General features: G+C 66.9%; 16 protein-coding genes. 4 read left to right on the top strand and 12 right to left on the bottom strand.

What is annotated here, in order from left to right; all coding sequences use genetic code 11:
- The first annotated feature begins 9 nt into the window (after positions 1 to 9).
- Complete coding sequence (locus tag GXY01S_RS18465; RefSeq protein ID WP_165165681.1) at positions 10 to 156, top strand: hypothetical protein; 147 nt, start codon at positions 10 to 12, stop codon at positions 154 to 156.
- 129 nt (positions 157 to 285) lie between these two features.
- Here the strand turns inward: GXY01S_RS18465 and GXY01S_RS00955 are convergent, their stop codons facing one another.
- From GXY01S_RS00955 to GXY01S_RS00930, 6 genes are all read right to left on the bottom strand, one after another.
- Entirely contained in the window at positions 286 to 1257 is a 972-nt protein-coding gene (locus tag GXY01S_RS00955; RefSeq protein ID WP_061271527.1) for a Tim44 domain-containing protein, read from the bottom strand.
- Between the two features lie 154 nt (positions 1258 to 1411).
- Positions 1412 to 2752: a TldD/PmbA family protein gene (locus tag GXY01S_RS00950; protein WP_061271526.1), complete on the bottom strand. Its 1341-nt coding sequence runs from the start codon at positions 2750 to 2752 to the stop codon at positions 1412 to 1414.
- Complete coding sequence (locus GXY01S_RS00945) at positions 2749 to 4014, bottom strand: M16 family metallopeptidase (protein WP_061271525.1); 1266 nt, start codon at positions 4012 to 4014, stop codon at positions 2749 to 2751. Before GXY01S_RS00945 ends, GXY01S_RS00950 begins: the two co-directional genes overlap by 4 nt.
- Before the next feature lie 73 nt (positions 4015 to 4087).
- Entirely contained in the window at positions 4088 to 5488 is a 1401-nt protein-coding gene (gene thrC / locus GXY01S_RS00940) for a threonine synthase (RefSeq protein ID WP_061271524.1), read from the bottom strand.
- A 76-nt stretch (positions 5489 to 5564) separates the two neighbouring features.
- Positions 5565 to 6707, bottom strand: a complete 1143-nt coding sequence (locus tag GXY01S_RS00935; protein WP_242501233.1) for a major royal jelly family protein — start codon at positions 6705 to 6707, stop codon at positions 5565 to 5567.
- A 193-nt stretch (positions 6708 to 6900) separates the two neighbouring features.
- Positions 6901 to 8421, bottom strand: a complete 1521-nt coding sequence (locus GXY01S_RS00930; protein ID WP_061271522.1) for a carboxypeptidase M32 — start codon at positions 8419 to 8421, stop codon at positions 6901 to 6903.
- A 184-nt stretch (positions 8422 to 8605) separates the two neighbouring features.
- On the opposite strand from GXY01S_RS00930, the gene GXY01S_RS00925 reads away from it, so the two are divergent.
- On the top strand, positions 8606 to 10579 hold the full coding sequence (locus tag GXY01S_RS00925) for a tetratricopeptide repeat protein (protein ID WP_061271521.1): 1974 nt from the start codon (positions 8606 to 8608) through the stop codon (positions 10577 to 10579).
- Between the two features lie 85 nt (positions 10580 to 10664).
- On the opposite strand, the gene GXY01S_RS00920 is transcribed toward GXY01S_RS00925, so the two are convergent.
- The 6 genes from GXY01S_RS00920 to tsaD form a co-directional block, all read right to left on the bottom strand.
- Positions 10665 to 13559: a [protein-PII] uridylyltransferase gene (locus GXY01S_RS00920; RefSeq protein WP_061271520.1), complete on the bottom strand. Its 2895-nt coding sequence runs from the start codon at positions 13557 to 13559 to the stop codon at positions 10665 to 10667.
- Positions 13560 to 13644: 85 nt separating this feature from the next.
- Positions 13645 to 16254 carry a DNA mismatch repair protein MutS gene (mutS, locus tag GXY01S_RS00915; RefSeq protein ID WP_061271519.1) on the bottom strand — a complete coding sequence of 870 codons (2610 nt, stop codon included), beginning with the start codon at positions 16252 to 16254 and terminating at the stop codon, positions 13645 to 13647.
- A 92-nt stretch (positions 16255 to 16346) separates the two neighbouring features.
- Positions 16347 to 17909 (bottom strand): murein biosynthesis integral membrane protein MurJ, encoded by a 1563-nt coding sequence (gene murJ, locus GXY01S_RS00910; RefSeq protein WP_061271518.1) that lies wholly within the window; start codon positions 17907 to 17909, stop codon positions 16347 to 16349.
- Between the two features lie 25 nt (positions 17910 to 17934).
- The gene (locus tag GXY01S_RS00905) at positions 17935 to 18420 is read right to left on the bottom strand and encodes a glutathione peroxidase (RefSeq protein ID WP_061271517.1); all 486 of its coding nucleotides are present in this window, start codon (positions 18418 to 18420) and stop codon (positions 17935 to 17937) included.
- Positions 18421 to 18524: 104 nt separating this feature from the next.
- The gene (locus tag GXY01S_RS00900; RefSeq protein WP_061271516.1) at positions 18525 to 19496 is read right to left on the bottom strand and encodes an NAD(P)H-dependent glycerol-3-phosphate dehydrogenase; all 972 of its coding nucleotides are present in this window, start codon (positions 19494 to 19496) and stop codon (positions 18525 to 18527) included.
- Between the two features lie 194 nt (positions 19497 to 19690).
- Positions 19691 to 20806 (bottom strand): tRNA (adenosine(37)-N6)-threonylcarbamoyltransferase complex transferase subunit TsaD, encoded by a 1116-nt coding sequence (tsaD, locus tag GXY01S_RS00895; RefSeq protein ID WP_061271515.1) that lies wholly within the window; start codon positions 20804 to 20806, stop codon positions 19691 to 19693.
- A 71-nt stretch (positions 20807 to 20877) separates the two neighbouring features.
- On the opposite strand from tsaD, the gene hemC reads away from it, so the two are divergent.
- Entirely contained in the window at positions 20878 to 21960 is a 1083-nt protein-coding gene (gene hemC / locus GXY01S_RS00890; protein ID WP_061271514.1) for a hydroxymethylbilane synthase, read from the top strand.
- 19 nt (positions 21961 to 21979) lie between these two features.
- The gene (locus GXY01S_RS00885) at positions 21980 to 22687 is read left to right on the top strand and encodes a uroporphyrinogen-III synthase (RefSeq protein ID WP_061271513.1); all 708 of its coding nucleotides are present in this window, start codon (positions 21980 to 21982) and stop codon (positions 22685 to 22687) included.
- The last annotated feature ends 119 nt before the right edge of the window (positions 22688 to 22806 follow it).

The raw sequence follows: 22806 nt of genomic DNA, 5'->3' as shown, positions 1-22806 counted from the left end.
ATCAGGTTCATGGAGCCAGTAGTAACCGCACAGGTGAGCCCGCAGCAGGAAGCGCAGGAGGCGCTGCGTCGGCACAGGGGGCGTATCAAGGCCGTGGCCGTTACGCTCTCGGCGCTGGCGGTGATCCTCTACGCGCTCAGCCTCGCGCCTCTCTGATAAAAGTTTTTGGTGAAGCTTTTTCAAAAAGCTTCGAAAAAAGCTGGCATGCGGGGATTGGTTTGCCGTGTGCCGCATATAAAAAAGGCCTGCATCATGCGATGCAGGCCTTTTTCAGTAGGGTTGGTATCAGCGGCGCGGTGTCTGCTGAATGGCCGAGAGCAGCCATGTGCCGAGACCTGCCGCGCGCACGAAGGTCCATAGTTCCGTCACGGTGGTGCGGTTGGAGGGATCGCCCTCGATTACGCGGCCCGTCATGTCGGTGGTGATGTCGATCATGGAATACTGCATGGCCACGGTGGCGTAGTCGGCCCCGTTTTCACGCCAGCTTTCCACCAGGTCGCCCCGCTCGAAGCGCAGGTCGGACACCACATTGCGTGCGCCACGGCTGGCAAGCTCGGTCAACTGGTTGTTGAAGTAGGACACCATCTCCGGCGTGGCCATGTGGCGCATGGCGTCCACGTTCTGCTGGCTCCAGGCCGTCTGGATATTGATCAGCGCCTGCTGGAAGGCCTGGTAGTCGGCTGCCGTGATGGCCACGCCCACATTCTGCTGGCCGCCCTGTTGCGGGGCGGCGGGTCCGGTGGCGCCAAAGGGGCTTGCGACGGACCCGCCGGTGCCACCACCCCTGTTGCTAAAACGGCGGATCGCCCACCGCACCACAAAGAAGACCAGCGCAAGCTGGATCAGCAGGCCAAGGAAGCCGCCGCCCCCCATGCCCGAACTGAACATGCCATGACCAAACACCATGCCAAACAGCCCGGCACCGATCAGCCCGCCCATGAACCCGCTCATGAACGGGTGGCGGGGCCGCGCCATGGCCATGCCCGCACCGGCGCCAAACGGTGCCCGCGCGCCATAGCCGGGCGCCTCCTGGCGCGGTGTCATGGTGCGCTGGAAAGGTGTTGCGCCAAACGGGGCGGTCTGTGAGGGGGCAGGGGCGCTGTAGGTGCGCGAGCCACGGCTCCCCATCGACATGCCGCCACCGGCGCGGGCATCCGCCACGTCGGGGTGTGCCACGAGGGAGAGCATGCTCAGGGCCGCGCCAGCGGCGAGGATGATGCTTTTACGCGGCATCAGGCGCGAGGAATTCTGTTTCATCTGGGTCAGGGTATCTGCAATCCTGTATCGGAACCATCATTATCCATGCAGCCTGCATGAGATCGGGCCGCCTTGAACCAGATATAAGCAGGCCCGCGCCCCTGTAACAGGGGCAACGGGCTTACAGAAACATGAAATCACGGAAAGGCAACGATCAGGCCCCGGCGATCACCATGTCATCAATGCGGATGGTCGGCGCATTGGTGGACTGGCGGAAGGTCAGGTCATTGGCGGGCACAAGGCGGGCGAACATGTCGTTGAGGTTGCCCGCCACGGTCAGTTCGGCCACCGGCTCGGCCAGCACGCCACCCCGGATCATGAAGCCTGCGGCACCACGGCTGTAGTCGCCGGTAATGCCGTTGATGGCCGAGCCCATCATCTCGGTAACGTAGATGCCCTCACCAATATCACGCATCAGTTCGGTGGGCGTGAGCGTGCCGGGTTGCATGTGCATGTTGCCCAGCGAGGGCGCGGGCGGCCCGGACGTGCCCCGGCTGGCACAGCCAGTGGGGGTAAGGCCAAGCTGGCGGGCGGAGCGGGAATCGAGCGCCCAGGTTTTCAGCACGCCATTTTCCACCAGCGTGCGGGTGGATGTGAGCATGCCCTCGCCATCAAACGGGCGCGCGCCAGGGCCACGCACCCGCCTCGGGTCGTCAATGATGGTGATGTTTGCGGGCATGATCTGCTGGCCCATCTTCTCCTTGAGGAAGGAGGTGCCGCGCGCGATGGAAATGCCGTTGATCGCGCCTGACAGATGCCCGAGCAGCGAGGTGGAAACCCGCGGGTCGAGCACGATGGGCAGCCGCCCCGTGCGCGGGCGCACCGGGTTGAGGCGGGCGACCGTGCGCTCGCCCGCGCGGCGACCGATCAGGGCGGCATCCTCAAGGTCGGCGAGGTACACGGTTGAATGGTAGTCGTAATCACGCTGCATGTGCGTGCCCGACCCCGCCACCACGCTGGCCGAGACCGAATGGCTGGTGCGGGCATAGCGGCCCGAAAAACCGGCCGATGTCATGAGGATGATGTCCGACAGGCCAAAACTGGCCGAGGCCCCGTTGCTGTTCGACACGCCCGCCACCGCAAGGGCTGCTTCCTCCGCGGTGCGGGCGCGCGCCATGAGGTCGGTGGTGGTGGGTGTGGCCGGGTCGAACAGGTCGAGGCCCGCCGCATCGACAAAACCGTGCTGCGCCTGTTCGCACAGTCCGGCAAAACGGTCCTCGGGCACCACGCGGGCCATGGCTACCGCGCGGGCGGCCAGCGTGTCGAAGCGTTCGGGGTCGAGTGCCGTGGCCGAGACGATGGCGGCGCGCTGGCCCACGAATACCCGTAAGCCCAGGTCGCAGGTTTCCGAGCGCTCGAGGTCTTCCGTGCAGCCATTGCGTACCTGCACGCCATGGGCTACGCGGTTGACGTATATGGCATCCGCCGCATCGGCCCCCGCCGCGCGGGCGCGGGTGATGAGGGCTGCGATCAGGTCAAGGGGATTGGCGCTCATGCTGCCAGCGCTCCCGTAATGCTGTCGAGAGAAGGCAGGTGGCTGACCGGCCCCAGCGAGGCCAGGGTGGGCCTGCCGCTGAAGATGCGGGTGGCCACACGCTGCACGTCTTCAATGCTCACGGCGTCGATCTTGCCCACGGTCTCGCTGGTCGGGATCAGGCGGCCAAACACCTGAAGCTGGCGGGCAAGCTGCTCGCAGCGGCTGCCCGTGCTCTCCAGCGACATGAGCAGCGAGGACTTGAGCTGGGCACGTGCCCGCGCAAGCTCGCTGGCATTGACCGTGTGGCGCACCTTGCGCAGTTCCTCGAGCGTGACCGGAACCAGATCGGCCACCTGGGCCTCGCCCGTGCCGGCATAGATGCCGAACAGGCCGCCCTGGCGGAATGGCGCGTTGAAGGAATAGACCGAATAGACCAGCCCGCGCTTTTCCCGGATCTCCTGGAACAGGCGCGAGGACATGCCACCGCCGAGCAGCGTGGAGAGCAGCAGGGCGGGGTAATAATCCGGATCGCCATACGGCATGGAGGGAAAGCCGAGCACGATATGCGCCTGGTCGAGTTCACGCTCCTGCACGAACGCGCCGCCCACGTAGTTCACGCCCGGCTGCGGCGGCACGGTGCCGGTGGGCAGGTCGGCGAAGTGCTTTTGCACAAGGTCGACCACGCGGCCATGCTCGAGGTTGCCCGCCGCCGCCACGATGGTGTTGCCCGCCCGGTAATGCGTGCCCATGTAGTTGACCAGCGTTGCCCGTGACATGGACTGGATGCCCGCTTCCTTGCCCAGCGTGGGGCGGCCCATCGGCTGGTCGGGGAAGGCGGTTTCCTGAAAATGGTCGAACACGATGTCATCCGGCGTGTCGTTGGCCTGGCCGATTTCCTGCAGGATCACGCCGCGTTCGCGCTCGAGTTCATCGGGGGCGAGGCTGCTATGGGTCAGGATATCGCCGATGATGTCGGCACCCAGATCAAGGTTTTCCTTGAGCAGCTTGACGTAATAGGCCGTGTGCTCGCGCGCGGTGTAGGCGTTGATGTGGCCGCCTACATTCTCGATTTCCTCTGCAATGCCCACGGCGGTGCGGGTGCCCGTGCCCTTGAAGGCCATGTGCTCGAGAAAATGGGAAACCCCGTTTTCCGCAGCACTCTCGTTACAGGTGCCCGCGGCGACATACGCCCCGAGCGAGATGGTTTCCACCCTGTCCATCCGTTCGGTCACGATGGTCAGGCCGGAGTCCAGTCGGGTCACATTGATCAGGTCGGTCATGCTGGTCCTGCGGGCGGCGTGGCGCCTTGGCGCCAGCAACCCCTTGTTTACGTAAGATGGATGGGGGAAAGGCTCAGGGCGTGTTGGTCAGGACCGCCGCGCGCACCTTGTCCTCGATCATGCCCAGATCGGCGGGCACCACGGTGTAGCGCTCGGGCCGGTCATACAGGTCGGCAAGCGAGTCGGGCAGGGCCGGGCGGATGCCGGTGGCCTTCGCCATCGCATCAGGGAACTTGGCCGGGTGCGCTGTGGACATGGCCACCATGGGAATGCCCGGCTCACGGAAGGCGCGCCCCGCCGCAATGCCGATGGCGGTGTGCGGGTCGGCCAGGTAGTGGCTGCGCGTATTGAGCGTGCGGATTTCGGCTGCCGTCGCGTCATCATCAAGCGCCATGCCGTGGAACAGGGCATTGGCGCGGTCCCACACGGGGGTGGACACCTTCATCACGCCGGTCTTGCGGAATGCGGTCATGATGCGCGCGCAGGCCGCGGCGTCGCGGTCGAGCAGTTCGAACAGGAGGCGCTCGAAGTTCGACGAGACCTGGATATCCATCGAGGGCGACAGGCTGGGCACCACGCCGTGGATGCTCATGTCGTTCTCGTTGAGGAAGCGGCTCAGGATGTCGTTGCGGTTGGAGCCAACGCACAGCGCGCGGATGGGCAGGCCCATGCGGCGGGCCACCCAGGCGGCCAGTACGTTGCCGAAATTGCCGGTGGGCACCGCGAACGAGACCTCGCGGTCGGGCGCGCCAAGGGCGAGGGCGGCATAGACGTAATAGGGCACCTGGGCTGCAATGCGCGCCCAGTTGATGGAGTTGACCGCCGAGAGGTTCATGTCCGTGCGGAAGGGCAGGTCGGCGAACATGGCCTTGACCAGGTCCTGGCAGTCATCAAACGTGCCCTTGACCGCAAGGTTGGTCACGTTGGGTTCCAGCACGGTGGTCATCTGCCGGCGCTGCACCTCCGATGTGCGGCCCTCGGGGTGCAGGATCACCACGCGCAGGCGCTCGCGGCCACGGCAGGCCTCGATGGCGGCCGAGCCGGTATCACCCGAGGTCGCACCCACGATGGTCACTTTCTCGTCACGCGCGGTCAGCACATGGTCGAACAGGCGGCCAAGCAGCTGCATGGCCATGTCCTTGAAGGCCAGCGTCGGGCCGTGGAACAGTTCCTGCACGAACAGCCCGTCTTCCACCTGCGTCAGCGGCACGATGGCGGGGTGATCGAATCGGGCATAGGCCTCGCGGCACAGCTTCAGCAGCACATCGTGCGTAATCGAGCCTTCGGCGAAGGGGGCGATGATCCGGGCCGCAAGCTCCGGGTAGGGCAGGCCACGCAGGCTACGCCAGTCATCGACCGAAAGCTCGGGCCAGCTTTCCGGCAGGTACAGGCCACCGTCCTCTGCCAGCCCCGCCAGCAGAACGGACGAAAAATCGCGGACGGGGGCTTGCCCCCGGGTAGAAATATAGCGCATGGCGCCATCATAATCCCAACCGCCCCCCGCGCGAAGGGGGCGCGGGACCGGCTTGCGCGATTCCGCTGGCGGTGTGTCAGAATTTAGGCGGGGGCAGGTTGCCGATATTGATGCGGTAGATATGCACCGGCCACTGTATGGCATTGGTGCCGCCATTGAGCGGGGCCGTCCGGTCAAGCTGGGCGGCGGGAACGTAAAGCTGGCCGTCCTTCGTGGCAAACGAGCCCGCGGGCCAGTGCAGGCGCGGGTCGGTCACGATTTTCTGGTACACGCGGTCGGGCATCAGGCGGAAGATGCTGCCGGTGGACACGTCATTGAAATACAGCGTGCCATCCGGCCCCACGGTAATGCCACCGAGCGGGGGCGTTTTGTACCACAGTGTCGGGCCTTCCTCGAGTTCGATGGGGGTGACGTCGGGGTCCACGAGCAGGTCGGTATCGAGCTTGTAGACCGGGCCACAGAGCGGCTCGAAATACAGCCACTGCCCATCGGCGCTGACATCCATCTGGCTGATATTGACAATGGCGGTATGGCCTGCCGGGTTGGTCGCCACCTTGCCCTCCACCGTGATGGGCTGGTGGGCGGTGAGTGCGGGCGTGTGCTCCATCAGGCGGCGCTGGATGTTGGTGTCGAGCTGGACCACGATCATGGCCGGAACCCCGCCATCGCCCACAAAGGCATGGCCACGCGCCACGCGCATGGTGGCGGCGTAGCTGCCAGCGCGCAGCATGTCGGGGTTGAGCGGCCAGGTCTGGAGCACGCGCTGGCCCTTTGTATCGAGCTTCACGATCTTGGGGCCGCCCTCGAGCGGCCTGCCCGCAGGGTCGGGCTGGCCGCTATCAAGCACCCACAGCGTGCCATCGGGCTGGAGCTGCATGTCAGCCGGTGCCACAAAGCGCGAGGAAGCAGGGGCGGCGGGGTCGTTCCATGTGGCGTCGGGGTAGGGCTGGGGGTTGCCGCTGGCATCAAGCACGGCAAGCCCCGGCCCGCTATTGCCCGCCCAGCGCGGCAGTTCAACGAGCAGCCTGCCATCGGGCAGCACCACCACGCGGTCCCATGCGCTGGTGGAGGAGGATGCGACCTCCTCAAGTGCCGCGGGCGGGTTGAGCGGCGGCGCGGGCTTGGCGGCATGGGCGGCAGGCAGCATGGCCAGCAGGCTGGCGCCGCAGGCAAGGAGAAGGCCCGCAGGGCGCAGGCGGCGGAAGGCTGTAGGGATCATGGCGTGCATCGCGCCTTATCTCGTCACGAACGGGGGCGAATGGCAAGGGCATGATGCGGCATGCCCGCCCTGACCTGATGCGTGCCGGGAAAACCGGATAGAGTTTTTGGCGAAGCTTTTTTCAAAAAGCGTCGCAAGACGCCGCCTTTTTGAAAAAAGGCGGCACCTGAAGCCTTTTATGAATTCAAAGGGGTCAAACCTGCGCGCAGTAACGCTGCCGCAGATGGCGCAGATACGGCCCGGTATTGGGCACGGCCCCGGTGGCGTCGCGCACGATCTCCTTTGTGCTCGCCCCGCTGCCACGGGCATGGATGCGCGGGCGCAGCCAGTCGAGCAGGGGCGTGAAGTCGCCTTTCGCGATGGCGGGCATGATGGCGGGGTTGTCGCGCATGGCGGCCTCGCGCAACTGCGCTGCAATGATCGCGCCCAGCGTATAGGTGGGGAAATACCCCCACGAGCCGGACGGCCAGTGAATATCCTGCAGGCAGCCCAGACGGTCATTGGGCACTTTCAGGCCCAGCAGGTCATGGATGCGGGCATTGAAGGCATCGGGCAGGTCGGCCAGCTTCATTGTGCCCGCGATCAGCGCGGTTTCCATCTCGTAACGCACGAGGATATGGGCGGGATAGGTGACCTCATCAGCATCCACGCGGATGAAGCCGGGCCGCACGCGGGTGACAAGGCGGTGCAGGTTGTCAGCCCCCCACGGCGCATCATTACTGTTGCCGCCAAAAGCGGCGCGCAGGCGCGGGGCCATCCACTCCATGAAGGGACGGCTGCGCGCCACCTGCATTTCCATCAGCAGGGACTGACTTTCATGCAGGCTCATGCCGCGTGCCTCGCCCACGGGCTGGGCGCGCCAGTCTTTGGGCAGGCCCTGCTCATACAATGCGTGGCCGGTTTCGTGCACGATGCCCATCAGCGCGTTGATGCAGTCATCAGTCTCGTAACGGGTGGTGATGCGCACGTCATCTTCCGCCCCGCCACAGAAGGGATGCAGGCTGACATCAAGCCGCCCGCGCTGCATGTCAAAGCCAAGGGCGGCCATGGTCTCGCGGCCCAGTTTCTCCTGCGCGGGCACGGCGAACGGGCCGGTGGGGGCAATGGGGGCTGGCAGGCTTTTCTGGTGGTCCAGCGCGGTGGCGATCAGGTGGGGCAGTTCGCTGGCCAGTTCGGCAAAAACAGGGTCGATATCCGCCTGCCTTGTGCCTGCATCATACTGGTCAAGCAGCGCGTCGTAGGGCGAGAGGTTGAGGGCCCCGGCCTTGGCGGCAGCGACGGCGCGGGTGCAGTCCAGCACGGTTTGCAGGTGGGGCAGAAGCCTGGCGAAATCGCTGTCCTGCCGCGCGGTGCGCCAGGCCATCTCGCAACGCGAGGCCGCGCGGGATGTCGCCTCCACCAGGTCACCCGGCACGGCGGCGGCATGGGCGTGCTGGCGGCGCATCTCGACGAGGTTGGCCGTGGCCATGGCGTCCGTGCCGGGTTCGGCGCGGGCGAGCAGGTCGGGCATGTCGGGCGCGGTCATGAGTTCGTGCGAGAGCACGGCAAGCGTGGCGATGCTCTCGGCGCGGCTGTCGGCAGCGCCTGCGGGCATGATGGTGTCCTTGTCCCACCCCAGAATGCCGAGCGCGTTGCGGATCTGCCCCATGCGGGCAAAACGCTGGCGCAGGATGTCATAGGCCTGCTGGCCGGTGGGGCGGGACGGGATGTTCATGCGCACTCCTGCGTAAAAATCATGCCCACCAGTCTGTAAGACATAAGAAAGTTTTTGGTGAAGCTTTTTTCAAAAAGCTTCGGAAAACGCCGCCCGGTGTGCGGGTGTCGCCTGCAAACCATTCCTTAACCGCCCGCCCTGTATGCAAACCAGTCCTGCCAGCAATCAAGGGAAAGCACATGCCATGAACGCGATGACGGGGCGCAATGGCCTGCTGGCACGGGGGCAGGTGGCGCTGCGGGCGGGCGACATGGCGGGGGCCCGCGCCTGTTTTGCCACCATGCGGGGTTTCTGGCCTGATGATCCTGACGCCCTGCATGGCCTTGCCTGTATTGCGCTGGCGCTTGGCCGGGCGGATCGTGCCATAAGCCTTGCCGGGCGGGCACGGTTGGTCGCGCCGCCGGGTCATCCCCATCTGGCGCATTATCATGAGGTGCTGGCCCACGCGCTACTGGCCTGCGGGCACGGTGATGCCGCACGGGCCGCGATCCGGGCCGCCTGCCTTTACCGCCCCGATGATGGCGCGATCATGCTGGCGCTGGCCGAGATCATGGAACGCACGGGCGATATGGCGGCGGCGGAGGCGGCCCATGCCCGCGCGGTCACGTTGAGCGGCGTGGCCGCGCGGGTGGCGCAGGCGCGTTTCTGGTGGCGGCGCGGGCGGGGGGCGGCGGCCCTGGCGCAGATGCGCCATGTAGTGGGCAATGCGCCTCATGATGGCGTAGCGGTGCATGAACTGGTGAGCATGCTGCTCGCCCACGACCACAGGGCCGAGGCCGAAACCGTGCTGCGCCACCGGCTGGCCCATGACGGAGCCGACGGGCAGGCGCGCGCCACCCTTGGCGCATTGCTCTTTGCCACGGGCCGCCTGCGCCCTGCCGCGACCATGCTACGCGCGGCCCTGCGGCATGATCCTGCGCCTGAAACCGCAAACAATCTGGGCCTGACCCTGATGGCGCTGGGCGACATGGCGCAGGCGCAGGCCATGCTGGCCAATGCCCGCCGCGCACAGCCGGGCGATGCCCGCATTGCCCTCAACCATGCCACCGCCCTGTTTGAGTCCGGCCAGCACGATCAGGCCCGCGCGGCCTATGAAAGCCTGCTGGCCCCAAGCCCCGCGCCCGATGCGGCAACGCTGGCCCGCGTGCGGTTCAACCTTGGCGTGACACGGTTGGCCGAAGGCGATCTGGCGCAGGGCTGGGCGCTGTGGGAATCCCGCCTCGGCTTCATGCCGCCGCACCCTGCCGCGCACCGCCTGCCGCGCTGGCAGGGGCAGGTGCTGCCTTCAGGGCGCAGGCTGCTGGTCACGATGGGGCAGGGGCTGGGCGATGCGGTGCATTTCCTGCGCTATGTGCTGCTGGCGGCAAGGCGCGCGCCGGTCGTGCTGGAGGTGCCGCCCGCCCTGCACCGGCTGGCGGCAACGCTGGGGCAGGCGGCGGGTGAAAGGGCGTTGCATGATATTGAAATTATCACCCCTGATAAAAATGATTATCAGGGCGTAGCCTGCCAGTGTGACCTGTTCAGCCTGCCCATGCTTCTGGGCGTGCATGCGGTGGCGCCGTTCCGGCCCTATCTGGGGCGGGATGCGTGGCGGCCAGACCGGCATGCCGGTCCGTTGCGGGTCGGGCTGTGCCATGCGGGCAATGCCGCCTATCGTTTTGATGCACGGCGCTCGATCGCGGCCAAAGCACTGGCCGCGCTGGCGCAGGTTGAGGGGGTTACGTTCATTGCGCTGCGCCCTGACCGCAACCTGGCGCTGGACCCGGCTTTCATGCGCCATGAGCTGGCAGAGGATGCGGACCTGCTTGAAACATCCCGCCTGATTGCCACGCTGGATCTGGTGATCAGCGTCGATACGCTGGCCGCCCATCTGGCAGGGGCCATGGGCTGCCCGGTCTGGCTGCTCAGCCGTTTTGGCGGGGACTGGCGGTGGGCAGAAGCATTCGATGCGGATCAGGCGGAGGGTATCTGCCCGCCGGTCTGTGTGCCCGGTGCGAGCGGCCCGGCTCCGGCCAGCCGGTGGTATGACAGCGTGCGCGTGCTGCGCCAGCCTGCCCTGCAACCGCCCGGCCGGGCATGGCAACCCGTGATCGCTGGCATCGTGACCGCCCTGCAGGGCTGGGTCAGGCGGCAAAGGCGGCTAGAGCAATTCCATTGAACTCTGGCTCGGTGGAATTGCTCCAACTCATTGTTTATTGAGCATCTTCACCAGTTTGAATGTGTCCATGCAAACTGGATCCGCGCTAGATGGTGATGGATTCGAGCTCGGATGAACGGCGCTGGGCCGCGGCTTCAGCCTCCTGCAGGCCCGACAGCAGGGCTGTGCGCAGGGCGTCGAGGCGGCCCTTGTCGGTAATTTTCAGCCCGAACAGGTCCTTGACGTAAAACACGTCCACCGCCCGCACGCCATAGGTGGTGATGTGGGCGGAGGCGATCTGGAGTTTCTGCTCGCTCAGCGCCGCCGTGACATCATGCAGCAGGCCGGGGCGGTCGCGCCCGTTGATCTCGACCACCGTGCAGGTGTTTGAGGCGCGATTGTCGATCACCACGCGCGGCGGCACATGGATCGCGCGCATGCGCCGCCCCGATACCCTGCGCCCACACTGCGCAATCTCGCGGTTGATGTTGATCTGCCCGGTCATCGCCTGCTCGATCAGCAGCGACAGGCGGGCAAGCTGCTGCGGTTCTTCAAAGGCGGCGCCGCCTGCGTCCTGAATCCACAGCGTGTCGAGCGCCATGCCGTTGGTCATGGTGTGAATGCGCGCATCCACGATCGAGGCGCCTGCAATGGCCACCGCACCCGCAATGCGCGAGAACAGGCCCGGATGGTCGGCGGCGTAGATGGTCACCTCGGTCACGCCGCGCGCGGGCAGGGGCTGGGTCTCGACCGTAAGGGGGGAGTGCAGGCGCTCGGATTCGCCAATGAGCAGGGCATGGCGGGCATGGGTGTCATGATCGAAGGACAGCCAGTAGCTGCCATAGCCCAGCCTCATGAAGTGCTGCACCTCGGCCTCGTTCATGCCGTCTTCCACCAGCCACGCGGCGGTGGCGGCCTTGGCGCGCTCCACGCGCACGTCGCGCTCGGTGGTGGCAAGGCTGCCTTCGAGCACTTCGGCCACGCGCATGTAAAGCTCGTTGAGCAGCGTTGCCTTCCACGCGTTCCACACGCGCGGGCCGACCGCACGCATGTCCACGATGGTCAGCAAAAGCAGCAGCCGCAGCCGCTCGGGGGACTGGATGATGTCGGCAAGGTCAAGGATGGTCTTGGGGTCGTCGATATCGCGCTGGAAGGCGGTGTGGCTGAGCAGCAGGTGGTGCAGCACCAGCCATGACACGGTTTCCGTCTCCTCGCTGTCCATGCCCAGTTCGGGGCAGACATACAGCGCGATCTGCGACCCGATTTCCGAATGGTCGCCCCCGCGCCCCTTGGCGATGTCATGCAGCATGACCGCCACGTACAGCGCCCGGCGTGAATGCAGGTTGCGCGCCAGGTCGTAGGCGATGGGAATTTCATCGGCCATGTGGCCATGCTCGACCCGGCCAAGGATGCGCAGCGCGTCGATGATGTGCTCGTCAACCGTGAACACATGGTAGGTGTCGAACTGCATCTGCCCCACCACGCGCGACCAGTCGGGCAGCAGGCGGCCCATCAGCCCGGTCTCGTTGAGGATGTGCAGCCAGTAGGCATTCCCCTTGCGCCGCCCCTCATCCATCAGGTGGAAGCTGGGAATGGCCTCGGGCTTTTCCTCTTCCGCACGTGCCGCGCGCTGCGGGCGCTCGGGGGGCGCGCCACACATCAGGTCAAGGAAGATGCGCGCGGTCTCGGGGTCGCCGCGCAGGCTGGCGGCCTTGCGCTCCCAGCGGATGAGCTGGTGCATGGCCATGGGGTGGATCGGCAGCTTGCGCTTGTTGGCCCAGTCCAGCAGCCGCATCATCTGGATGGGTTCATTCTCGAACGACGTGCCGCGCTGGGGCAGGATGCGGCCGTCAATCACGGTAAAGCCCGCATCGCGCATCTGGCTGTCGGCCTCGGGCGCGTTGGCCACCGGGCCGAGCGCCTGGCGCAGCACGGCGGGCTCGAGCACCAGGGTCAGGCGCATGACCTCGCGCACGGTCAGGAAGTAGTGGCGCATGAAGCGCTCCACCCCCACCTGCCGCCCGTGGCGGGTATAGCCCATGCGCCCGCCCACCACGGGCTGCACGTCGAATGTCAGGCGTTCTTCCGCCCGGCCCGAGACGTAATGCAGGTGAAAGCGCACCCGCCACAGGAAGTCCCACGCGCGGCGCGCGCGCTTGGCTTCGGGCTCGGTCAGCAGGCCAAGCTCGCTGAATCCGGGCGCCAGCAGGTCGGACACATGCCGCGTGCCAAAGGTGTAGCGGCACATCCAGTACAGTGTCTGGAGGTCGCGCAGGCCGCCGCGGCCTTCCTTCACGTTGGGTTCGACCAGGTAGGGGCTGTCGCCAAAGCGCTGGTGGCGGGCGGCGCGCTCCTTACGCTTGTCGGTAATGAAGCGGTCGGCGCCGGATTTGACGCAGGCCACGATGTAGCGGGCCTGGAACATGGAGAACAGCGATTCGCTGCCGGTCAGGATCCGCGCATCAAGCAGGGTGGTGCGCACCGTGGTGTCGGCTTCCGCCTCGGCAATACACTCGTTGATGGTGCGGGTGGCGTGGCCCACCTTCAGCCCCAGATCCCACAGGAAATACAGGATGTATTCCACGCAGGCGCGCATGTCCTCGCCCTGCGCATCGGGGGTCAGGAACAAAAGGTCGATATCGCTGAACGGGGCGAGCAGCCCGCGCCCGTAGCCCCCCGTGGCTGCGATGGCAAACGGGGCCTCGTGGTGCGAATCGATGCCGGTCTGCGCCATGGCGTAGGCACCGAGCTCGCGGATCATGCCATCGGTATAGGCCGCGAGCAGCTTGCCCGCTTCAGCGCCACCAAGGCGGTGATGCTCGAATTCCTCGCGCACATGCGCCTGGTAGCGCGACAGGTGGCGGCGGAACAGCCTGATCGCCTCCTCACGCGGGGGCAGGGCGCGCGTGCCGTCCGGCTCCCCTGCGGGAAACAGGGCGGCATGGAGGGCGTCGGTCATCGCCTCGACGGAGGAGGCGGGAAGGGGGGCAGCGTTCGACATCGTGGGCGGATGGCGTCCTGTAAGTGGCGAGAATGATCGAGTCCGGGAGTGTGCCGCCCTTGATGGGGTCAGGTCCAGAGCCGTATCAGGGTTTCAGCAGTTTTTTGAGTTTATAGAGCATTTCCAGCGCCGTGCGCGGGCTGAGGGCGTCGGGGTCGAGTGCTTCGAGCATATCAAGGGCGGCGGGTGGCAGGGCGGCCTGCGCGGGCGTGTCTTCCACCATTTCGGCCTGCTGCTCGAACAGGGGCAGCGGCGGGGCCTGCCTGCCGCGCTCCTTCTCCAGCATGCCCAGAAGGCGGCCCGCGCGGCGCACCACGGGCTCGGGCACGCCGGCAAGGCGGGCGACATGCACGCCCCAGCTACGCCGCGCCGAGCCGGGCACCACTTCATGCTGGAAGATGACCTGCCCCTTCCATTCCCGCACGCTCATGGTGTGCGGGGTGAGGCGGGGCATGGTGTTGGCGAGCTCGGCGAGTTCATGGAAGTGGGTGGCGAATATGGCGCGGCAGCGCAGGGTGGAATGCAGCGTTTCCAGCACGGCCCAGGCAATGGCCAGCCCGTCGAGCGTGGAGGTGCCGCGCCCGATCTCGTCCACCACCACAAGGGAGCGCGGGCCGGCCTGGTTGAGGATGGCCGCCGTCTCGGTCATTTCCACCATGAAGGTCGAGCGCCCGCGCGCGAGGTCATCGGCAGCCCCTACGCGTGAGAACAGCCGGTCCACCACGCCGAGGCGCATGCTCGCCGCGGCCACCGGCAACCCCGCCTGCGCGAGGATGACGGCGAGTGCCGCCTGCCGCAGGAAGGTGGACTTGCCCGCCATGTTCGGCCCCGTCAGCAGCATGATGCGGTGGTCGGGCTCGAGGTCGCAGTCATTGGGGGTGAAGCGGGTGTTGCGCGGCAGGGCTGCCTCGACCACGGGGTGACGGCCCGCGCGGATGATGAAGGACGTATCATCGCCCACCGCCGGGCAGCACCACGCACCGCCGCCCGCCAGCACCGCGCAGGACTGCATGATGTCGATCACGGCAAGGGAAGCGGCCATGTCCGGCAGGGTGGCTTCATCGAGAATATGACCCACCACCTGCGTAAACAGGTGGCGCTCGCGCAGGGCGGCGTTCTCGGCGGCCTGTGCAATCTGCTGGTCGAGGCTGGCCAGCCGCTCGGTGGCAAACCGGCTGGAACTGGCCGTGCCCTGGCGCATGATCAGGTCTTCACGCCCGCGCAGGCGCGCTGCTGCTGCGGCAGGCACCTCGATGACGTAGCCAAGCTGGGCATGATGGCGGATCTTGAGGTTGGAGATGCCGAATTCCTCGGCATATTCCTTCTGCAGGGCCGCGATGATGCGCCTGCTGCCATCGCGCAGTTCGCGCTGGGCGTCGAGTTCCTCATCATAGCCCGCGGCGATGGTGCCGCCTTCGTCCATGCGCGCGGGCGGGTTTTCGCTCAGCGCGCGCTCCAGCAGGGCCTGCAGGTCGTGCGCGCGGTCAAGGTGGCCCACGGCCATGGCCAGCAGGGGCGGCAGGTCCGCCTGCTGGTTCAGGATCTGACCGATTTCACGCGCAACGCGCAGCGCCAGCCGGATGGCCCCGGCATCACGCGGCTGCCCGCGCCCGAGCGACAGGCGGCCAAGTGCCCTGGCCATGTCGGGGGCGGTGCGCAGGTGGGTGCGCAGGTCGTCGCGCACGCCCGCCCTGTCAAGCAGCCAGACCCACCCGGCCTGCCTGCGGGCAATGCGGGCGGGGTCGGTCAGGGGCGCTGCGATCCAGTCGGCCAGCATGCGGCTGCCTGCCGCGGTGACGGTGCGGGCCACGGCAGCAAACAGGGTGTGCTCGGTCGTGCCATCACGCGTGCGCAGCAGGTCGAGGCTGGCGCGGGTGGCGGGGTCAAGGCCGAGCACGTCCTGGCTGTCGCTGGGGCGGGGGTGCGACAGGCGCGGCAACTGGCCCGCCTGGCTGCGGCGGATGTAGTCCAGGGCTGCGGCTGCGGCCTGCGCCTCTGTATCGCTGAAGGTGCCGAACGCATCGGGGCTGGCCACGCCAAAGGCCTCGGCCATGCGGGTGCGGGCGGCCTCAGCGCCGGGCGGGGGCACGATGGGGGTGCGACGGGGGTCGAAATCGCCCAGCTCCACATTCTCCGCGCACAGGATCTCGGCGGGGTCGAGGCGGCCAAGCAGGTCGTTCAGGTCGCGCGCGGGCACGCTTGCGGTCTCGAACAGGCCGGTGGAAATATCGATCCACGCAAGGCCGGGATCGCCCGCGTCGCGCCCGGTGGGGCAGATGATGCAGGCCAGCAGGTTCTGGCGCCCGGCTTCAAGCAGTTCATCTTCCGTCAGCGTGCCCGGCGTGATCAGGCGCACGACCTCGCGCCGCAGCGGCCCCTTGGAGGCCGGTCGCCCCTTGCGCGGCTGCTCGGTCTGCTCGGCCACCGACACGCGAAAGCCCCGGCGGATCAGCCGCGCCAGATAGGCCTGCGCCGCATGCACTGGCACCCCGCACATGGCGATGGGCTGGCCCGCATGCGTGCCGCGCGCGGTGAGCGAAATATCAAGGGCCGAGGCCGCTGCTTCGGCATCATTGAAGAAGAGTTCGTAGAAATCTCCCATCCTGAAGAACAGCAGGGCGTCGGGGTGTTCGGCTTTGAGCGCAAACCACTGCGCCATGGCGGGTGTGGCGCCTTCGGGAGATGGAAATGTCATGTCTGGTGTCTACCGGTGGGGTGGGGGATTCGCCAGCAGGGAGCACAAGAAAGTTTCTGGTGAAGCTTTTATCCGCTGGTTTCAGGGGGCTTTCAGGCCTGCCGCTTCCGGCCCAGCCGCCGTCTGACCGCGCCAAGGGCGAGCCGCAGGTCGGTCACCCCGAGCACATGCAGGGCCACGAGATACAGGCTCACGCCAAGGCCGATCAGCACGCCCACATCGACAAGCCGCATGACCGGGCCTGCCTCCATGGCCCGGCCCAGCGGTGTATGGCCCAGCAGGGCCACGCCGCCCGCCATCAGCCCGGCACAGCCCACCATGCCCGCAAGCTGGCGCAGCAGGTCAGGGTCAGGCACAAGTGCCTTGCGCCGCAGCAGGATGAAGGCCAGCACGCCCGCATTGACCATGGCGGCAAGACTGCTGGCCAGAGGCGGGCCGATATGGGCCAGCCAGTGCATGAAGCTGATGTTGAGAATGAAGTTGAGCGCCAGCGTGCCCATGCCCACAAGCACCGGCGTGCGCGTATCGCCGCGCGCGAAGAAGCCGGGCGAGAGCACCTTGACCAGCACGAAGGCGGGCAGCCCCAGTGCATAGGCCCGCAGCGACTGCGCGGCCAGTACCGCGTCATGCGCCGTGAATTGCCCGTGGCCGAACAGCGCCATCATGACCGGGGCCGCCAGCACCAGCAGGCCAGCGGCGGCGGGCAGGGTCAGGATCAGGGCGTAGGAAATGGCGCGGTTCTGCACGCCATGGGCGCCTGCCTCGTCATCGGCGGCAAGGTGGCGGGTGAGCACGGGCAGCAGCGTGGTGCCCGCCGCGGCGCCGAGCACGCCAAGCGGCAACTGGTTCACCCGGTCGGCAAAATACATGAGCGACACGCTGCCCGCGGGCAGCAGCGTGGCGATGATGGTATCGACCAGGAAGTTGATCTGGGTAATGCCGCTGCCCACCAGCCCCACGCCCATGCGGGCCAGCAGCGTGCGGATGCGCGGCGTAAGGCACGGCATGACCAGCCGCAGGCGCATGCCCGCCCGGCTTGCCGCATAGAGCAGGATGCCGAACTGCACCACGCCCGAGGCGCTTACGCCCCACGCCGCGGCATGGGCTACATCGCCGGTAAGGGGCGGCAGCAGCAATATGGCGGCAATGCCCACCACGTTGAAGCTGACATAGGCGGCCGCCGCCACGCCGAATTGGTGCATGCCGTTAAGCACGCCCGAGACGAGTGCCGCCCCGCAGATCATGAGCAGGTAGGGAAACGTGATGCGGCTGAGCGAGATGGCCAGCGAATCGCGCACATCCCCATGCGCGAAGCCCGGTGCGATCACGCGCAGCACGCCGGGCATGAAGATCTCGCCCAGCACGGTCAGCAGCAAAAGCCACGACAGCAGCACGCTCATGGTCTCGCTGGCGAACTGCCGCGCGGTGTCCTTGCCCTCGCGTTCAAGCAGGGAGGCAAACAGCGGCACGAAGGCGGCATTGAGCGCGCCCTCGCCAAACAGGCGGCGGAACATGTTGGGCAGGCGGAAGGCGATCTGATACGCATCCTGCGCCACCCCCGTGCCCAGCAGGGCTGCCAGAAGCTGGTCGCGCACCAGCCCGAGGATGCGGCTGATCATGGTCCAGCCGCTTACGGTCAGGAAGCCTTTCAGCATGCGGCGGAGCGGATCAGGCGACCCATCAGTGATCCATCACGGCGCGTTCGACCGCCATGCGCACGCGGCGCGATTCGGGCGAGGTGACGCAGGTGAACCAGTTGGCCAGGTTGCCGTCGCGCCCGATCAGGTATTTGTAGAAGTTCCAGCGTGGCAGCGACAGGAATCCCCCCTCGCGCGCCAGCCAGCGGAACAGCGGGATCGCCTGCTGCCCCTTCACATGGCTTTTGACCGTAAGCGGGAAGGTGACGTTGTAGTTGCGCTGGCAGAATGTGCCGATATCGGCAGGGGTTGTGAGTTCCTGGTTGCCGAAATCACCCGATGGCACGCCAATCACCATCAGGTCATGGCTGCGCCATGTGGTCCACAGGCCCTGCAGCCCCTCATATTGCGGGGTGAACCCGCATTTCGAGGCCGTATTGGCAATCAGGATCGGCTTGCCCCGCATCGTGCCGAGGTCGATCTCGGAACCATCTAGGGCGGGAAGTTTAAAATCGTAGATCGTGGTCATGGAATGCTCGGTCTCGTATGCGCGCCGGAATGATCCGATTGCAGGCTAGCGCGCCGGGGGTCAAGCTGCCTGTTTGCAGATGTGCAATGTAGCCCGTGCTCCGGTCAGGCGAATTCATGCCCCACGGGCCGGGCCAGAAGCGTGGTTGCTGCCTGCGCCATGTCGATCTCGCCCGCCAGCAGGCTGGTCACCGTGGCGATGACGGGCGTGCTGACCCCGTGCGCCTGCGCCAGACGGTGCAGGGCGGGTGCGGTGGCCATGCCTTCGGCCACGCCCTCAAGGGCCGCGGCGGCTGCATGCGCGGGCATGCCCTGCCCCACGGCCAGCCCCAGCCGGTAATTGCGCGAGGCCGCCCCCGTGCACGTGAGCAGCAGGTCGCCAATCCCTGCCAGGCCGGACAGCGTTTCCACCTTGCCGCCCAGCGCGTGCGACAGGCGGGCGAGTTCGGCAATGGCGCGGGTGATCAGCCCCGCGCGCGCGTTCTCGCCAAGTTTCGCGCCCATGGTGGCGCCTGCGGCAATGGCCACCACGTTCTTGGCCGCGCCCCCAAGCTGCACGCCGGTCGGGTCATCGCTGGCATACAGGCGGAAGGCGGGGGTGGTGAGCAGGTCGGCCAGCCTGCGGGCCTGCGCGCGCTCGGCGCTGGCCAGCACGGCGGCGGCAGGCAGGTCCGCTGCCACTTCATGCGCGAAATTGGGGCCGGACAGCACGCCCAGCACGCTATGGGGAAACACCTCGCCCAGCACCTGCAGCGGCATGAGGCCGGTGGCCTGCTCGATGCCCTTGCAGCAGGCGATCACGGGCGCGCAGGGGTGTAGCGCGCTGGCGACCGCGCGCAGGTGCTGCATGGGGCAGGCCAGCAGCATCAGCTCGGCCTGGCGGGGTAGGGTGTCGGTTACGGTAATGGTCTCGGGCAGGGCAAAGCCGGGCAGGCGCGGCATGACCCTTCCTGCCGAGAGGGCGGCGGGATTGCGCGCCCACAGCGTGACATGTGCGCCCGCGCGGGCTGCCTGCAGGGCCAGCGCCGTGCCCCAGGCCCCCGCGCCGATCACGGCGATGCGTTTGGTGTGGGTCATGATGTGCGTTCTCCGCGGGTGCGTGCCGTAAACCGGCCTTCTGTCATGTGCCTAACCGCAATGCGCCGCGCGGGGTTGCCGGGCAAGGGGAAGAGGAGCGCGTGTGATAAAAGTTTCTGGGTGCCGCCTTTTTTCAAAAAGGCGGCGTCTTTCGAAGCTTTTTGAAAAAAGCGTCGCCAGAAACTTTTATCTTCTTAAGGCATTGTTTCAAGCGGGTCCGCGGTCATGCGCTGCGCCATCTCCGCGAGCGGCCAGCGCGGGCGTGGACGCAGGGCGATGTCGTTGGGAATGGGCAGGCCCGCTTCACGGCGCGCGCGCATGGTCTCGATCGCGGCCCACGCCACCATTACCGCGTTATCGGTGCACAGCCTGAGCGGAGGGGCGGCGAAGGGCAGGTCGTGGCGGGCCGCAAAATCGCGCAGGCTGGCGCGTAGCACGCCATTGGCCGCAACCCCGCCCGCCACCACCAGGGTGGTGGGGCGTTCCATCATGTCCAGCGCATGGCCAAGGCGGTCGATCACGATGTCACTCACCGCCTGCTGGAAGCTCGCGGCAATATTGGCGGCTTCCTGCCGGGGCAGGGCGGTGCGTACTGCCGTGGGCAGTTTCTGCGCCACGGCGGTTTTCAGGCCGGAGAAAGAGAAGTCACAGCCCGGGCGCCCCATCAGCGGGCGGGGCAGGGCGACCGCGCGCGGGTCGCCCTCACGCGCAAGGGCCTCCACCGCCGGACCACCCGGCCAGCCAAGGCCGAGCATCTTGGCCACCTTGTCAAACGCCTCGCCCGCCGCGTCATCAATCGTGCCGCCGAGCCTGCGGTAGTGGCCCACGCCTTCCACCGCAATGCACTGGCAGTGCCCGCCTGACACAAGAAGGAGCAGGTAGGGAAACGGCGCGCCATTTTCGGCAACGCCGGGCAGGCGGGCGGTGAGCGCATGGGCCTCGATGTGGTTGACGGCAATGAAGGGCTTATCAAGTGCTATGGCCATGCCCTTGCCCATGTCGGCGCCCACGATCAGCCCGCCAATCAGCCCCGGCCCACAGCTTGCGGCAATGGCGCCGAGTTCGCGGGGCTGCATATTGGCCTTGGCCAGCGTGTCGCGCACCAGCGCGGGCAGGGCGGCAAGGTGGGCGCGGGCCGCGATTTCGGGCACGACCCCGCCGAATGGCACATGGCCGGATTGCGTTAATGTCGTTTCTGCCACGATCCGACCGTCTGTCGCGACAATGGCGCAGGCGGTGTCATCGCACGAAGATTCAATGGCCATAACGGGAGTTGGCAGATCGGGTGGGGTCTGGTCGCTGGCGTGCATGGCGTAATTTACAATCCGGATGTGTCGATTGTCATCTTTCCTTTATCGCGATGCGGTAATAGACACGCGATATGGAGTCCGCAAAGCCATCCGCCCCGTTTCCATCGTCCGCGCTACAGAAAGTCGCGGCCGAGGCAGCTGCACGCCAGCGAAAGGAAGCCACCCAGACCGAACCCCACCGGCGGCAGCTACCGCTGAAGGTCGGAACGCGGGCCTCCCCGCTGGCACTGGTTCAGACACGCGCCTTCCTTACGGTGCTGACCCGCTTCTGCCCCGTTCTGCGCGACATGGGCGCGTTTCAGGAGCACCAGATCAGCACCACGGGCGACCAGGTGCTCAACCGCAAGCTGGCTGAAATTGGCGGCAAGGGTCTGTTCTCCAAGGAAATCCATGAAGCGCTGCTTGATGGCCGGATCGATTTTGCCGTCCACAGCCTCAAGGATCTCGAAACCACGCTGCCGCCGGGGCTGGTGCTGGCCTGCACGCTCAAGCGCGAGGATGCGCGTGATGTGCTGATCCTCGGCCCCGGTTGCGGCGAGCCTGACCCGGCGGATCCGTATGCCGTGCTGCCGCAGGGTGCGCTGGTGGGCTGTGCCTCGGTGCGGCGGCAGGCGCAGATGCTGCATGTGCGCCCTGACCTGAAATTCGGCCTGCTGCGTGGCAACGTGCAGACACGGCTCGACAAGCTGGCCGCGCGCCAGTGCGATGCCACCCTGCTGGCCTATGCGGGCCTGCGCCGCCTGGGCATGGAAGATCGCGCCGACGTGATCCTTGACCCCACCATCATGGTGCCGGCGGCGGGGCAGGGCATTGTGGGTGTTACCGTGCGTGAAAGCGATGTGGAACTGCGCGAACTGCTTTCCGCCATCGAGGATTACGAGGCCCGCGCCGTGGCCACCGCCGAGCGTGCGCTGCTGGCCGAGCTTGACGGTTCGTGCCGCACCCCCATTGGCGGCTACGCGCGGCTGATCCCGGTCGTGGCCGGTGGCGCGCCGGAACTGCACCTGACCGGGCTTGTGGCGCGTGAAGACGGCTCCTTCCTGCTCAAGCGCTCGATCAGCGGTGCGCCGGCTGATGCAGCCCGTCTGGGCCGTGACCTTGGCCGCAGCCTGCGCGCGGACAGCCCGGCCGACATCTTTGCCGAGAGCGCCTAGTCCGCCAGACGCCCCCGTCATGCGTGACGGGGTCATCATTACCCGCCCCCCGCCGGGCCTCGCCCCCACCATGGCGGCGGTGGCCGGGCTGGGGTGGCGGCCCATTGCGGCTTCCATGCTGCATGTCGAACCGCTTTCCCTTGCCCCGGGCACGCCCCGGCCGGATGCCATCGTGCTGACCAGCGGGCAGGCCATTGCCGCCATCAATCGCCCCGCATGGCACGATGTACCCTGCTATGTGGTGGGTGACGCCACGGGCGCGCGGGCGCGCGTGGCCGGGTTTACGCATGTTGTCATGGCGGCTGGCACGGCGAATGATCTGGGCGCCCTGCTGCGTGCGGCCCTGCCCGCGCGTGGCCTGCTGCTGCTGGCCGTGGGGCGTGGCTATGGGCACGATATGGCGCAGGGGCTGCGGGCGGCGGGGTTTCGCGTCATGCGGCGCTGTGTCTATGCGGCCAGCCCCGAACAGCGTCTGCCCGCGCAGGCGGCGCAGGCACTGCTTGCAGAGCAGGTGGCGGCGATCCTGTTCTATTCCACCCGCACGGCGCAGGCTTTTCTTGCCGCGCTGAACGCGGCGCAGGCCGCGATGCTGGGGCATGTGGTGGCGGTGGCCATGTCAGCGGGTGTGGCGAATACCCTGGCGGCAGGGCCTGCGTGGCGCAACATACGCGTGGCGGCCCGACCGGATCAGGCCGCCATGCTCGCCTGCCTTGGCGAAGCCCGCTGAACGGCAAATCCTGACAGACTGTTTGAAAAGTCAGCCCGGAAAAGATCCAGGAATCATAAGGACGTTTTTGGTGAAGCTTTTTTCAAAAAGGCGGCGCCATAAAACTTTTGATCTTTTTC

It is taken from the genome of Komagataeibacter xylinus NBRC 15237 (genome assembly GCF_001571345.1).
GTDB classification, from domain to species: domain Bacteria; phylum Pseudomonadota; class Alphaproteobacteria; order Acetobacterales; family Acetobacteraceae; genus Komagataeibacter; species Komagataeibacter xylinus.
The sequence above is the reverse complement of the archived record's forward strand: the minus strand, read 5'-3'. Positions and strand labels throughout refer to the sequence as shown.